Origin of the sequence: Bacillus sp. NPDC057893 (assembly GCF_042796455.1) — a bacterium.
Classification (GTDB): domain Bacteria; phylum Bacillota; class Bacilli; order Bacillales; family Bacillaceae_G; genus Bacillus_A.
On the sequence record NZ_JBHVNG010000001.1, the window covers coordinates 1,471,719 to 1,485,907 of the forward strand.

The 14,189-nt window shown below is 34.8% G+C and carries 16 protein-coding genes and 2 pseudogenes; 14 read left to right on the forward strand and 4 right to left on the reverse strand.

Annotated features, from left to right (window positions below; all coding sequences use genetic code 11):
- The first annotated feature begins 265 nt into the window (after nucleotides 1-265).
- Entirely contained in the window at nucleotides 266-541 is a 276-nt protein-coding gene (locus tag ACFVQC_RS07860; protein ID WP_002146515.1) for an ArsR/SmtB family transcription factor, read from the forward strand.
- Between the two features lie 261 nt (nucleotides 542-802).
- On the opposite strand, the gene ACFVQC_RS07865 is transcribed toward ACFVQC_RS07860, so the two are convergent.
- Nucleotides 803-1,126: a winged helix-turn-helix transcriptional regulator gene (locus tag ACFVQC_RS07865; RefSeq protein WP_377897987.1), complete on the reverse strand. Its 324-nt coding sequence runs from the start codon at nucleotides 1,124-1,126 to the stop codon at nucleotides 803-805.
- A gap of 124 nt (nucleotides 1,127-1,250) precedes the next feature.
- Between ACFVQC_RS07865 and ACFVQC_RS07870 the strand changes: the two genes are divergently transcribed.
- The 6 genes and pseudogenes from ACFVQC_RS07870 (at nucleotide 1,251) to ACFVQC_RS07895 (ending at nucleotide 6,567) form a co-directional block, all read left to right on the forward strand.
- Nucleotides 1,251-1,784, forward strand: a complete 534-nt coding sequence (locus ACFVQC_RS07870) for an NAD(P)H-dependent oxidoreductase (RefSeq protein WP_377897989.1) — start codon at nucleotides 1,251-1,253, stop codon at nucleotides 1,782-1,784.
- Between the two features lie 135 nt (nucleotides 1,785-1,919).
- The gene (locus tag ACFVQC_RS07875) at nucleotides 1,920-3,422 is read left to right on the forward strand and encodes a class I adenylate-forming enzyme family protein (protein ID WP_377897991.1); all 1,503 of its coding nucleotides are present in this window, start codon (nucleotides 1,920-1,922) and stop codon (nucleotides 3,420-3,422) included.
- A 165-nt stretch (nucleotides 3,423-3,587) separates the two neighbouring features.
- A complete protein-coding gene (locus ACFVQC_RS07880; RefSeq protein ID WP_377897993.1) occupies nucleotides 3,588-4,136 on the forward strand; it encodes a GNAT family N-acetyltransferase in 549 nt (182 codons plus the stop codon).
- A gap of 183 nt (nucleotides 4,137-4,319) precedes the next feature.
- Nucleotides 4,320-4,891 (forward strand): annotated as a pseudogene (locus ACFVQC_RS07885) (GNAT family N-acetyltransferase).
- On the forward strand, nucleotides 4,888-5,592 hold the full coding sequence (locus ACFVQC_RS07890) for an SDR family NAD(P)-dependent oxidoreductase (RefSeq protein WP_377897995.1): 705 nt from the start codon (nucleotides 4,888-4,890) through the stop codon (nucleotides 5,590-5,592). The pseudogene ACFVQC_RS07885 and the gene ACFVQC_RS07890 overlap by 4 nt, the downstream one beginning before the upstream one ends.
- A 75-nt stretch (nucleotides 5,593-5,667) precedes the next feature.
- Nucleotides 5,668-6,567: a PhzF family phenazine biosynthesis isomerase gene (locus ACFVQC_RS07895; protein ID WP_377897997.1), complete on the forward strand. Its 900-nt coding sequence runs from the start codon at nucleotides 5,668-5,670 to the stop codon at nucleotides 6,565-6,567.
- 186 nt (nucleotides 6,568-6,753) lie between these two features.
- Here ACFVQC_RS07895 and ACFVQC_RS07900 read toward each other — a convergent pair whose 3' ends face one another.
- Nucleotides 6,754-6,963 carry a hypothetical protein gene (locus ACFVQC_RS07900; RefSeq protein WP_219919405.1) on the reverse strand — a complete coding sequence of 70 codons (210 nt, stop codon included), beginning with the start codon at nucleotides 6,961-6,963 and terminating at the stop codon, nucleotides 6,754-6,756.
- Nucleotides 6,964-7,046: 83 nt separating this feature from the next.
- Between ACFVQC_RS07900 and ACFVQC_RS07905 the strand changes: the two genes are divergently transcribed.
- From ACFVQC_RS07905 to ACFVQC_RS07925, 5 genes are all read left to right on the forward strand, one after another.
- On the forward strand, nucleotides 7,047-7,796 hold the full coding sequence (locus tag ACFVQC_RS07905) for a Nif3-like dinuclear metal center hexameric protein (RefSeq protein ID WP_377897999.1): 750 nt from the start codon (nucleotides 7,047-7,049) through the stop codon (nucleotides 7,794-7,796).
- Between the two features lie 5 nt (nucleotides 7,797-7,801).
- Nucleotides 7,802-8,293 carry an NUDIX hydrolase gene (locus ACFVQC_RS07910; RefSeq protein WP_377898000.1) on the forward strand — a complete coding sequence of 164 codons (492 nt, stop codon included), beginning with the start codon at nucleotides 7,802-7,804 and terminating at the stop codon, nucleotides 8,291-8,293.
- A 92-nt stretch (nucleotides 8,294-8,385) separates the two neighbouring features.
- Nucleotides 8,386-9,252, forward strand: coding sequence for a phosphotransferase (locus ACFVQC_RS07915; protein WP_377898002.1), 867 nt, complete (start codon nucleotides 8,386-8,388; stop codon nucleotides 9,250-9,252).
- A gap of 26 nt (nucleotides 9,253-9,278) precedes the next feature.
- Nucleotides 9,279-9,836, forward strand: coding sequence for a DUF7010 family protein (locus tag ACFVQC_RS07920; RefSeq protein ID WP_377898003.1), 558 nt, complete (start codon nucleotides 9,279-9,281; stop codon nucleotides 9,834-9,836).
- 29 nt (nucleotides 9,837-9,865) lie between these two features.
- Nucleotides 9,866-10,690 (forward strand): MBL fold metallo-hydrolase, encoded by an 825-nt coding sequence (locus ACFVQC_RS07925; protein WP_377898005.1) that lies wholly within the window; start codon nucleotides 9,866-9,868, stop codon nucleotides 10,688-10,690.
- Between the two features lie 60 nt (nucleotides 10,691-10,750).
- On the opposite strand, the gene ACFVQC_RS07930 is transcribed toward ACFVQC_RS07925, so the two are convergent.
- Both ACFVQC_RS07930 and ACFVQC_RS07935 read right to left on the reverse strand, forming a co-directional pair.
- Entirely contained in the window at nucleotides 10,751-11,167 is a 417-nt protein-coding gene (locus ACFVQC_RS07930; RefSeq protein ID WP_377898007.1) for an SRPBCC family protein, read from the reverse strand.
- A gap of 78 nt (nucleotides 11,168-11,245) precedes the next feature.
- Nucleotides 11,246-12,256: an aldo/keto reductase gene (locus ACFVQC_RS07935; protein ID WP_377898009.1), complete on the reverse strand. Its 1,011-nt coding sequence runs from the start codon at nucleotides 12,254-12,256 to the stop codon at nucleotides 11,246-11,248.
- A 445-nt stretch (nucleotides 12,257-12,701) separates the two neighbouring features.
- Between ACFVQC_RS07935 and ACFVQC_RS07940 the strand changes: the two are divergent.
- Together ACFVQC_RS07940 and ACFVQC_RS07945 are read left to right on the forward strand one after the other, a co-directional pair.
- Nucleotides 12,702-12,815 (forward strand): annotated as a pseudogene (locus ACFVQC_RS07940) (winged helix-turn-helix transcriptional regulator); the annotation flags it as partial.
- Between the two features lie 307 nt (nucleotides 12,816-13,122).
- A complete protein-coding gene (locus tag ACFVQC_RS07945; protein ID WP_377898011.1) occupies nucleotides 13,123-14,184 on the forward strand; it encodes an oxidoreductase in 1,062 nt (353 codons plus the stop codon).
- Nucleotides 14,185-14,189: the final 5 nt, after the last annotated feature.

The following is a 14,189-nucleotide window of genomic DNA, read 5'->3' on the forward strand; positions in this document are numbered from 1 at the left end:
AAGGAAATAAAGGTAATTCAAACGAAAATAACGGACCTAAAAATGAGGACAAAGACATTCCTACCACATAACATCAAGGGAATGAAAAGAAGAATCCATAGAATATTGAAGATGGGAATTCGTTTCATGTTAATAAATCTCTCTAGTTTCAAACTAAAGAAATTCTTATTATTTAAATTTTTTAAATGACGGACACAAAATCGTATATCCTTTCGAATTATATATATGGATATCATTAATATTTATATAAAAGGGGAGAAAAAATATGAAAAAAACAAAAGAAATGTATGAAGAAATCGCTGAAGTATTAAAGGTATTGGCACATCCTGTCCGTTTATCCTTAGTAAAAATAATGCTTGCAAAAGGCCCTACTAATGTAACAACAATGTATGGGGATTTACAAATGCCCCAAAGTACAATTAGTCAACATTTATCCAAACTAAAGGCTGCTAAAATCGTAACTGGTACTCGAAAAGGATTAGAAATTTATTATGAGGTAACGGACAATCGTACAAAAGCGATATTAGCAAGTTTAGTTTAAATGCTGACTTTCTAGACTTCAAAATTAAGAAGAGGATAGGAAAGTAATTCTGTGGCTATAATTTTTTAGAAATTTACATAAGAGCTATATTTATAAGAATATGTAATTTTCCTTCGCTACAGCTAATTCCTTTGAGAAATAAGCTTTTTTTCATTTTAGGGGTATTTTTTGTTAGCTTAATAATGATATGACGATACCCCTATTATAAAATTTCAGAAGAATTCTTGACATAGAAGATGTAACAAAGTTGATAGGGTTCTTTTAGTCATTTAATCTTTTTATTTGATGGTCTTTTCCCCATTCAAATAGTTCATCCATAATTTGCATTAAAGATTTTCCATGTGCGCTTATTGTGTACTCAACCTTTGGTGGTACTTCTTGATATACAGTACGATGGATAATTCCATTAGCTTCAAGTTGCCGAAGTTGTTGTGTGAGAACTTTTTGTGTAATGCTTGGAATTTCTCGTTTTATTTCATTTGTTCGCATTTTTCCATCCGCCAAAACACATAAAATATGAACTTTCCATTTTCCGCCGATTACTTCGAGTGTTGTTGCAATTGGGCAATCATCATTTTGATTCATATAACACCTCCAAAGGTACTTTAAGGTTCCTATAGCACTTTAAAGTACGTACTTTTCAATTATATGTGACTCATTCATACTAATACTAAAGCGTTTGAATTATTTATAAGGGGGAAGAAAATATATGAAAACACTTGTAATTGTAGCACATCCTGATATTGAAAAGTCTCGAATTAATAAAAGATGGGTAGAAGAACTTGAGAATTATTCAGATGAAATTACGGTGCATGAATTATATAAAGCGGCACCGAATTGGGAGTTTAATGTTGAAGAGGAACAAAAGCTGTTAGTAGAACATGACCGATATATATTTCAATTTCCGCTCTACTGGTATAGCTCACCACCATTATTAAAAAAATGGTTCGATGATGTATTAACATATGGATTTGCTTACGGATCTAAAGGGGATAAAGTGAAGGGAAAAGAGTTTGGTGTAGCTATTTCTATAGGTGGATTAGAAAAAGACTATGAAAATAGCCGGATCACAATGGCTGAGTTAACGAAACCTTTTCAAGCAACATGCTTATACACGGGAATGGAGTTTATTCCTTCCTTCTATTTATATGGTGCAGAATATGAAATCAGTGATGAAGAGATTGAAAAAAGTGCACCTGAATATGTGAAATATGTTATGAATAAGGAGTATTCTAATATATAAGGAAAAATAGCCATTTACTTGTTAAGTAGATGGCTATTTTTTCATGTGTTTTATATTCACTAAGTGTAATCTTTAGTAAATTAATAGTTAATCTGGTAAAATAAAAACCCTAACATATATAAAGGGGAGTTTTACTTGAGAACGATGCGACAATTATTACAAAAGAGAGCAATGCAATCACCAAATTTGGAAGCGCTTGTCGGGGGAGAGAAAAGGTATTCGTTTCAACAATATAATGAACGAGTAAACCAGCTTGCACATTATTTGTTACATAACGGTGTGCAAAGAGGGGATCGCATAGGAATACTATGCAAAAATAACCATCCGTTTCCAAGTATTATGATGGCAAGTTTGAAAATTGGAGCGGTATTTATTCCGCTAAATCATCAGCTTACAGCTTATGAATTAGAAACGATTGTAAAAGAAGCAAAGTTAAAAGTATTAGTTATTGATGAAGAATTTAGTGAAGTGTTATTAAAGGTTGATGCTGTTAAAGAAATTCCTTATGTAATTAAAACGACAGAAGAAGGCTTTGGTTCATTTGAATTAAAATTGCAAGAACAGCCAATTACAGAGCCGAACGTAGAAGTTCATGAAGATGATGATGCGATTTACTTATTTACTTCAGGAACGACTGGACAGGCAAAAGCATGCGTAATTGGTCATAAAAACTTACATCATTATTTTACTGAGATTGCGGGGCAAAGAGAAATTCCAGCAGGTGAACGCTTTTTATCAGTGCATCCATTGTTTCATATGAGTGGAGTGCTTTCTATTTTAAATTGCATTTATCATGGCATAACGATGATTTTCTTATCTGATTCAAATCCTGCTCTTATTTGGGATAAGATTGAAGAAGAGAAAATTACTACGATGCTTGCGTTTCCAGCGGTGTATAGTTATATGCTTGATGAACTAAATAAAAAAGAGCGTAACATTTCGACCTTTAAAGTAGCGCAAAGTGGTGGTACAAAAGTTCCAGAAACGCTCATTCAAAAATATATGGAAAAAGGAATATATATGGTGCAAGGGTATGGTAGTACAGAAGGTTGGGTAGTAACTTCATGGCATCCAAATATGGGAAAAGAAAAAATGTCTTCTGTAGGGAAAACACTTAAGCATGTAGAGTTGAAAATTGTCCATCCAGAAACAGGGGATGAACTAACAACAAATAAAATTGGAGAGATTCATGTAAGAAGTCCATACATGTTTAAAGGATATTGGAATAATGAAAAGGCGACAAAGAAGGTAGTAAAAGATAATTGGTTTAACATGGGCGATGCAGGTATGATAGATGACGATGGATTCCTACATATTATGGGAAGATATAAAGACGTTATCATACGCGGTGGTGACAACGTATATCCAGATCAAGTAGAAGATGTCATTCATGAAATATATGGTGTTCTAGAAGTTGCAGTAGTTGGAATTCCAGATGACTTTTGGGGTGAGGTTCCAAGAGCTTATCTTGTGAAGGACATTCAAACGTCTTTAACAGAAGAAGAGATTATTCAGCATTGTAAAGAAAAACTAGCAAGCTATAAAATACCAGAAGTTGTATTTATGGACGAATTACCGAAAAACGCTTTAGGGAAAGTGTTGAAGAGGGAATTAAGAGAAGATGTACTTGTAAAATAAAAAGCTATTAGATGATGAGGAATCCAGTTATGTATAAAGCATAACTGGATTTTTTGTTTATGGTTCTGTTATTTGATATTGTTAATATTTTAAACTTTTTGTGTTTTTTGGTGTAATATTGAAAATAAAGGGAGCTAATTAATTTCAGTACAAGGGGGAGAAAATATGGCTATAAAATTAGAAACTGAGCATTTACGTATAGAACTTTTTACCAATGATGATGTGTTTAGAATTAAAGAATTGGCTAATGACAAGGAATTAGCCAATATTCTTGGGCTTCCACACCCATATAAATTGGAGTTCGCGCAAGATTGGGTTGATATGCAACCAGAACTTATAAGGCAAGGAATTGAATATCCTTTAGGAGTTGTTTCTAAAGAATCAAGAGAAATTGTAGGTACAATTACACTAAGAATTGACAAAGGCAACAATAGAGGTGAGCTTGGTTATTGGATTGGTAAGAATTATTGGGGCAAGGGTTTTGCAACCGAGGCTGTAAACAGAATGATTCATTTTGGCTTTATCGAATTAGGTCTAAATAAAATTTGGGCATCTGCTATTTCTAGAAATAGATCATCGATTAAGGTGTTAGAGAAGTCGGGTTTACGTAAAGAAGGCACATTGAGACAGAATAGACTTTTATTAAATACATATGAAGATGTTGATGTTTATGGAATATTAAAGACAGAATACAACGTTTTAAATTACAGATAAGATTGGTAGTGTAGTGGCAAAAAGGAAACCCTTCAGAACAAGGTTTCCTTTTTGTATTTCTCAAAAATCAACATTGTAGTTTAACAGACCCTTGTTTATCAAAAACATAATAATTTACTAGATTTTGTATTTTGTGTAAGATAATAAAGAATATTCAATTAACAATTAAAGGAAGAGATATAAATGAAGCTGCCACTATTACAAGTAGAGACAGAGAGACTTATTATTCGTCCATTTCAAAAAGAGGATTATGAAAGTTGGTTAGATGGATTCAATAAGAGGTTACCATCTCAATATAAATACGATGATGGCTATCATGATATGTCGTCTTCAACAAAAGAATGGTTCACGGAATGGATAAGAGGATTTGATGAGGCGGCAAGACGGCAAGACGGGATGAAATGTACGTTCTAGGTATTTTTCAGAAAGAAGATGGCGCCAATATTGGAAAGCTAGAGCTTATAAAAATTTTACGTATGGACTATCAATGGGCAATGATGGGCTACTCTATTCATAATCAATATTGGAAAAATGGATACGGAGTAGAAAGTGTAATAGCTGCGCTGCCGTTATTTTTTAATGGCCTTCAATTTCATAGAATTGAATTACATATACATATCGATAATGAGCCATCCGTTCGTCTTGCGGAAAGAGCTGGTTTTTCATTTGAATGTACGAGAGAGGCATTTTCTATGGGGAATGGTAAGTGGGCAGATTTTCTTATTTATTATAAAAATAAGGAGATGGATATATGAGGGTACTTATTACAGGTGGAAATCGTGGATTAGGGTTACAGCTAGTGAAAGTGTTTCATGAAAATGGACATATTGTTTATCCGCTAGTTAGAAGTGAGGTTGCGGTAACGCAATTGAAGAAAATGTTTAGTTCTAGATGTTTTCCTATATTAGCAGATTTGACAGATGATGAGAGTACTGAGTGTATTAAGAAGCAAGTTGAGGAGTATACAGAGTATATTGATCTAGTTATTAATAACGCTGGAATTACTGGAAAGGAAACTGAAGTTTTATGTACAAATTCAGAAGAGTTAATGGAACTATTTAACCTTCATTGTTTAGGTGTTATTCGAGCAATAAAAGGTACGTATTCAGCTTTAACTAAATCAAATCAGCCGAGAATTATAAACGTATCATCTCGTTTAGGCTCTTTACATAAAATGGCCGAAAAAGAATTTCCACAAGGGCAGTTCTCATATTCATACCGGATCGCAAAAGCTGCACAAAATATGTTAACGCTCTGTTTACAACAAGAGTTTGCGGATAAAGGAATTCGTGTAACCGCAATTCACCCTGGAAAATTAAAGACTGACATTGGTGCTTTTGATGCGAATATGACTCCTACTGAAGGAGCTCAAAATATATATGATTGGGTAATGGATTCAAATGAGGATGTTTCGGGTAAGTTTATTGAGCCGGGTTTAGGGGAGTTGGAGTGGTAATGTACGATCTTACAACCATTCAAAATATATTTGGACCTTCAAAAAAATTTTAAAAGAGGATTAGGGGATATGAGAATGAAAAAAGTAAACGTAGTCCATTATGATGCATTTAGTAATAAACCGAACATGGGAAATCCAGCAGGCATTGTATTAGAAGCAGATGGATTAGGGGAAGAGGAAATGCAACTCATTGCTGAAAAGGTTGGATTTAACGAAACAGCTTTTGTTCTTTCTTCAGAAGTAGCAGATATAAGAATTCGCTATTTTACACCTGGTCATGAAAATGATTTATGTGGTCATGCGACAGTAGGGTCAATATATGCACTTCATGAAAGAGGAATATTGGGAGGGAAACATAAGTTAACGATTGAAACGAAGGCGGGAGTTTTACCAATACATATAGGTGCGAATGAAAATGGGGAAACTTTTATTAAAATGAGACAAGCAATACCTAAGTTTCAAAGTTTTGCAGGTTCCAAAGAGGCATTAGCTCACAGTATTGGTCTTGAAGTGAATGATTTAGATGGAAATTTACCGATTGTATATGGAAGTACTGGTATTTGGACTTTAATTGTACCTATTAAAAAAATTGATGCATGTGAAAGAATGAAACCTAATAATAATGAATTTCCATCGGTGCTAAAAGAAATGCCAAAGGTTGCGATCCATCCACTTTGCTTGGAAACATATGATGCAGAAGCAAAAATGCACGGTCGTCATTTCTCATCACCTTATTCTGGAACAATAGAAGATCCAGTGACAGGAACTGCTTCAGGTGTAATGGGAGCGTATTATGCGACGTATTTGGAGAAAGATTTTGACCATGAACTGGAGTTAATCGTTGAGCAAGGACAGGAAATAAATAAAGATGGTCGTGTAACGGTTTATGTAACGAAAGATGTAGAAAATGAGAAGTTACAAATACATATTGCGGGAACAGCGGTATATGTGAAAGAGTTTGAAATTTCAATATAAAAGAATAAAGCCCAGCATATAGCTAGGACTTCTCTTTATCCCGCTATTTGCCGGGAAGTAAGACCCACACCTCAAAATTCAGCGCAAGCAAAGAAGTTAGGTGTGGGATCAACTGCCCGTAAAAGCCCGATTGGTGAAGGCTAATAATCAGTGGGGGATGAACCCCCCACTGATTAAAGTTTCTCTTTATCTGTTCAACACTTCAATATACGAAGCATCCCCAGTTGTTCTTATAGTAGAGCGGAAATTGTTGTGTTCTAACGTTTCAGCAACTTGTTTTAATTGCTGTGCATCATCGTGATGAATGAGTAAACTATCTGCACCACTTTCTTCTATATGAATATGTTCGACGGTCCCAATTGCATCATGTATAGCTTTTAAAAATTCAGGTTTCATATTGTCCTCCTATATGTATGTAACGTTATTTTTAGTATTTCCTTATTTTTGAAATATAAAAGTGGATGAAAGGAGAAATGAAAATGAATATAACGCAGTTTAAAGAACATATTACATCACTTTTTGAAGAGCATCTTAATAAATACGGTGATGACGAGTATGGCTTCACTCATATTAGTAAAGAGGAATTTCACAAAATAGGATACACGACAAATTTGACGCTAGAAACAATTGAAGAAGCATATCGAAATGGGGTTGATATGATACTTACACATCATGCACCGTGGAGTTTTTTATTCGGTATGGAAGAGGCTTGTATTGAGAAATTAAAAGAATATGAAATGAATCATTTTTGGATTCATTTGCCGTTAGATTTTGTAAAGTTTGGCACGTGTACGTCGTTATTTAACGAAATTGGGATACATACAATACTGGAATATTCCACGTATGAGGAAGAAGAGCTACCGGGAATAGGAGAATATAAAGAAGTGATTCCCTTTTCAAACTTAGTTGGAAAACTTGAAGAGAGAATGGAAGAGGAAGTGAAGAGTTGGAAAAATCATGATAAGCCAGTAAAACGGATTGCGATATTAACAGGTGCAGGAAACAATACAAACCTTATTGAGCGTGCACTAGAAAAAGGTTGTGATACGTACATAACAGGAGAAAAAACATTATATACAGTGCAACATGCGAAATTTAAAGGCATTAACTTAATTGTAGGTAGTCACACATTTACAGAAGTGTTTGGTGTAGAAAGTTTGGCTCGTAAGTTAAAAGAAAGAGATAATTCAATAGAAATTACTAGATTAAATGAAGATCATTTGGAGTGAGGGAAATGGTAACTATATATGCAAATTATGGGGAATCAAAAGTGAAGTTAACGTGGAAAAAAGATTGTATATTGCCAGAATACGAAAGAATCACGAGTATTCACGGTTTTTGTTTTCATAATAATAAGGTTTTACTGATAGACCATGAGCAGCGTGGTTGGGACTTTCCTGGTGGGCATATAGAAGAAGGGGAACTACCAGAAGAATGTTTTAAAAGAGAAGCGTGGGAAGAAGGTTATGTAAAAGGGGAATGTACTTTATTTGGATATATTATCGTTGACCATAGTGATAATCCAGATTGGAATGAAAATAGTCCGTATCCAAAAGTAGGATATCAGCCGTTCTACCGGATGGGGATTAATGAAGTACATAAGTTTGACGGTGAGTATGAATCTGATAAAAGGATGTTTGTTAGAGTAGAAGAAATCGCATCGCAATATCATAAATGGAATGAATTATATGATGAAATCTTGAAAGAGGCAGTCTTAATAAATTAAAAATTAATTTCTGTTATATTAAGATATTGGAAGGAATTCTCTTGAAATTGTCAAATAATAGTAAAGTTGTCTTTTAAATTAAGGGTGGAGAAATGGACATTTCAATAATCGCTGAACAACTAGTTAATGAGAAGGTTATTTCACATTATCCGAAAAGCATGAAAGTGTTGAACGGAGGAACGACAAGTACAGTATATTTGTTGGACGCGAAATACATTGTAAAGCTGAATGAATCAGAAGTGATACGTGAAGAAGCTGATTTTCTTTCTTTTTATGAAGGGAATACTTTATTTTCAAAGCTTTTGTATAAGGAACCTTTAAATAGATATATTGTGTATTCCTTTCTCGATGGGGCTACTTCGTGCGAACTTGGGTATAAGAGGAGCACACTTTGTACAATTGTTAAAGAAGTAATTAATACGTATGAAATAGTTCCAGAGGTAGATGGATGGGGATGGAAAGATAGTCCGGTTCAATCTTGGACAGAGTTTTTATTAACAAATGTAATGGAAGCTCGTGAAAATTTGAAGCAGTGCATAAGTGATGAAGAACATCAGCTTGTTCTTACACTTGTAAATAGTCCACAAAGAGGTACTGGAATGGATAGGCCGTTTTTATTACATGGTGATCTTGGATTCCATAATTTTATATTTCAAAAGAATAAGTTAACCGGTGTGATAGATCCTTTACCAGTCTTAGGAGATCCTATATACGATTTAATTTACGCGTTCTGTTCAACACCAGAAGATTTAACGAAAGAAACTATTCAGTATGTGATGAAACAATGTGCATTTCGTAAAAGGGACCGAGATTTATATGAAGAAATAGTAATAGGTTTATATTTACGTATTGATACATGCTTAAGACACCACCCAAAAGATTTAGAAGATTACTTAGTAGCTTGGCGTTATTGGATGAATGAGATTATGTTCGATAACGAAAATAAGACGACATTATAGCACTTATATTTGGGGGAGATATAGAAATGAACATTTCAGAAGCAAAAAGAGATTTAGCACAAAAAACGAAGAAGGGATTTCCTGTTATAATAGCTGGTCTTTTATTTTGGATTGTAGCGAGCATAACTGGTGTTCTTCTTTTAGAAAAGCAAGTTGTGTGGGTATATTTAATTGGTATGGGCTGTGTGTTTCCTTTCGGCTTAATGATAGCTACTATATTAAAAATTGACATGTTTGCGAAAGGAAATCCGCTAGGGACTTTAGCTGGAGTAATTGGTGGGATAAATGTATTGAATATTCCGTTTGTATTACTTGCATATTTTCAATTTCCGGAGTGGTTACCTTTTGTAGTAGCGATGTTAATAGGTGTTCATTTTTTACCATATGTATGGATTTATGAAAGTAAAAGTTATGGTTTTTTATCAGTAGGAACTGTATTAGTAACGTCAGTATGTGGGATTCTTTTTGCAGAAAAAGGATTTATTGTAATTCCTATGGCGGTTACATTTGTCTACTTTGTTACTCTTATAAGCTTATCAATTGAAAATAAAAAAGCAGAAAACTATCAACAAATATCAGCTTAATAAAAAATTAAAGGAAGAGGAGAATAACTATGAATAATTTCGTTTGTACAACGTGTGGCGTTCAGTATGCAGCGAGTGTGGAAGAACCGGTAAGTTGTCTTATTTGTGATGAGGAGAGACAATATATTAATCCGAAAGGGCAGTCTTGGACGAGTTTAGAAAACTTGCAAACGAGTGATACATATAAAAATGAAATTATAGAAGAAGAAAATGGGCTTTATAGTATTACAACAAAACCAGAATTTGCGATCGGTCAAACGGCATTTGTAGTCAAAACAGAGTCATATCGTTTACTATGGGACTGTATTACTTATTTAGATGAAACGACAATTACGAAAATAAAAGAGCTTGGCGGATTAGATGCAATTGCATTATCTCACCCGCATTATTATTCGACGCAAGTAGAATGGGCAGAGACATTCGATGTACCAATTTATATACATGAAGATGATAAAGAGTGGGTGATGCGCCCGAGTAGTCGTATTATTTATTGGTCTGGTGAGTCTTTACAATTAGCAGATGGAGTAACAGTGCATCGTCTCGGAGGACATTTTAGTGGCGGTTCTGTATTACACTGGGAAGAAGGGAATGATGGAAAAGGTATTTTATTAACAGGTGATATCATTCAAGTTGTAGCGGATCAACAATGGGTGAGTTTCATGTACAGCTATCCAAACTTAATTCCATTACCAGCGAGAAAAGTGGAGGAAATGGCGAATCGAGTGAAGCCGTTACAGTTTAATCGTTTATATAATGCTTTTCACCGAGTAGTAAAAGAAAATGCAAATGAGGCAGTTGAACGTTCTGCGGAAAGATATATGAAAGCGATAGAAGGAAAGTTGTTTCATACGTAAAAAGGGATTTTATAAGCGGCAAAGCACTGGGTGCTTTGCTTTTCATTGTTTTTTAGTAGATCAATCTAGAAATGCTTGTTGCAATGCTTTCAGTCCATCGCTGTAGATGCCATGAAACAGATTAATTGCCTCTTCATCACTAACCCCTACAGGAGTGAAAGTACCAGACCACTCTACTAACGATGTGTTACTTTCAGTACCTTCTTTAATCTGGATTGTAGATAGATAATTAGTGACTGGGAATGGTGCATTCATTATTGAATACGTGTAGTAGCGTTCCTTATCATTGAATACTTCTAAGCGCTCTATAATCGTATCACCATCTGGATTAGCTAGATGACGTACGCGTCCACCTTCAGTTACTTTGCTGCTAGGTATATAAGGTAACCAGTCTGGAAGGGAGTTAAAACCTCCGATTAATTGCCATACTTGTTCAGGTGAAGCAAAAACTGTCATAGATGTAGTAGTATGTGCCATATTTATTACACTCCTTTTTATCTTGCTATTTGCAGGGAAATAATCAGTGGGGGATGGCCCCCTGATTAAAGTTTCACTTTATTTCACGTTGATTGGTAGTGGTGCATTAGGTGCTACTAGTTTTTGTTCGCGCATTTCTTCCCAGAATGCTGCTGGAATTACTGTGTTTAATGCAGTTTGGTCTTCTACAATTCGTTCAGGTTTACTTGCACCAGGAACAACGGCAGCAACTGCTGGGTTAGCTAGTGGAAATTGTAATGCAGCAGCCTTGATGCTGATTTCGTAACAATCTGCAAGAGCTTTGATTTTCTCAACTTTTGCAATAATTTCTGGTGATGCCTTTTGATATTCGAAGTGAGCACCTCCAGCAAGAATGCCTGAGCTATATGGGCCACCAACAACAATATCCATATTATGCTTTACAGCTGCAGGCATTGCTCGTTGCAAGGCACGCTCGTGGTCTAATAGTGAATAACGACCAGCTAACAAGGAGATATTTGGCTTCGCTTCTTCCAAATCAAGCATAAGTTCAATTGATTCTACTTTGTTTACTCCAAGTCCCCAACCTTTAATGACTCCTTCTTCACGTAAACGTGTTAGCGCACGGAATGCTCCTGTACGAGCCGTTTCAAATTGTGAAATCCACTCGTCGCCATAAAAGTCTTGTGCTAAATCATGAATGAAAACAAAGTCTAGACGATCTGTTTTTAAACGTTTCAAACTTTGCTCGATAGAACGAAGTGTTGCATCTGCGCTATAGTCATTGATCATTTTATTTTTACGACCAAATTTGAAAAGTCCGCCTTTTTCACCTAAATCACGTGCAGATGGATCTTCCAGTTCATCCGAAATAGTTCGACCTACTTTCGTACTTAAAAAGTAATCATCACGATTTCTTTTCGAAAGTGCTTCACCAAGACGAATCTCCGCTAATCCAGATCCATAAAGTGGAGCTGTATCAAAGTAACGAACGCCATTCTCCCAAGCAGCATCCACTGTAGCGATTGCTTCTTCTTCTGGGATATTACGGTACATATTTCCTAGTGGTGCTGTACCAAAACCAATTTTTTCTTTTAGTAAATTACTCATTAAAGATATCCTCCTAAAATGTATTTGAAAATTAATTAATCATTGTGAATGGATGTGAAAATCAATACATGTCATTTCATCGTCTGACAAAATGCATTATAAAAGTATTGAAACAGTTAAAAAGTAAGCACTTTAAAGTACGATGGGTATCTAAAAGGTAACAAAGGTAATTTCTACTACTGAATTACTTACTCAACTCTTACAAATGCTATTATGAAATGTATTTTACATAATGAAAAGTACGTACTTTAAAGTGATATAGATACTAAAAAGTAATACAGGTACTTTTGAGTGCCGTACTACTCATGTACTGTTTACGTATGCTATTATGAAACATGTTTAACACAATAAAAAGTACGTACTTTAAGGTGCTATAGATACTTAAAAGTAATATTTAAATGTTTTAGCTTAATTGCCTTATGAAATTATTAAAGGAGATCTTTAGATGAAGACATACAATATTCCTGTGGAGGCAACTTTAGAGGTTATCGGTGGGAAGTGGAAAGTAGTTATTCTTTGTCATTTAAAGAAAGACAAAAAGAGAACGTGCGAATTAAAATAATTAATGCTTGGTATTACACAAAAATAGTAAAAAGTCGGGATGAAAATCGAAATGATTTCTATCCCGGCTTTTTAATTTAATATTTTAGGTGTTTTCAGCATGCTGAAAATGTAAATTGCTTTTGCGATTTCTATAACTATAAGAGCTATGGAGAATAAAACTGAAAGAGTATGTAAAGAAATGAGCATGGCAAAAGGTATATTTATTTAATATATAACTTAAAAAACAAAACTATATACTTTTCGTAACGAAAATATATAATAAATATAGAAACGAAAATTTATGAGCAAGGAAGTTGAAGAACATGACATTGACAATGGGCCTTATTGGATTTGGAAAATCAGCTAACCGTTATCACCTACCTTATGTGAAAATACGTGAAAATATAAAAGTAAAAACGATTTTTGCCCGCAATATTAATGAAGAATTAGCAGCTCCATATCAGAAAAAAGGTGTTTACTTCACCACTGATTTGGACGAATTATTGAATGACAAAGAAATTCAAGTAGTGACGATCTGCACGCCAGCGCATACGCATTACGAATTGGCGAAAAAAGTTATACTTGCTGGGAAATCGGTTATCGTTGAAAAACCATTTTGCGATACAGTAGAACATGCTAAGGAATTATTATCTTTAGGACGAGAAAAAGGTGTAGTAGTTATGCCGTATCAAAACCGTCGTTTTGATGGTGATTTCTTAGCTGTGAAGCAAGTTGTTGAACAAGGATTCCTTGGTGATATTGTTGAGGTTGAATCGCACATTGATTACTTCCGTCCAGGCTCAATCACTCACGAAGGTCCAAAAGAAGAAGGTTCATTCTACAGTTTAGGTATTCATACGATGGACCGCATGATTTCACTATTCGGCCGTCTGGATATAGTGACATACGATATTCGTAATAATGAAGTGGAAGGTGCGGTGGATAACTATTTCGATGTTGGTCTACATTACGGAAATCAGCTGAAAATTAAACTGAAAACCAACCATGTTGTAGCGAAAGATTATCCACGCTTTATCGTTCATGGAACAAACGGATCATTTATTAAATACGGTGAAGATCAGCAGGAAAATGATCTGAAAGCGGGTGTTATGCCTGAGAGTGCGGGCTTTGGTGAAGATTCCCCGATGTACTATGGCGTTGCTAAATATCGCAACGCAAACGGTGACTGGATTGAAAAACAAATTAAAACGCCGCTTGGTGATTACGGTCGTTTCTATGATGCGGCTTATGAAACAATCGTAAATGGTGCACCAAAACTTGTGAAAGACGAAGAAGCGGTAACGAATATTGAAATCTTGGAAAATGGATTTGCTGCACCCTCACCTTCAGTTTACAAACTTGAAGCTTTAAATTTGAATGAATAGAAGGT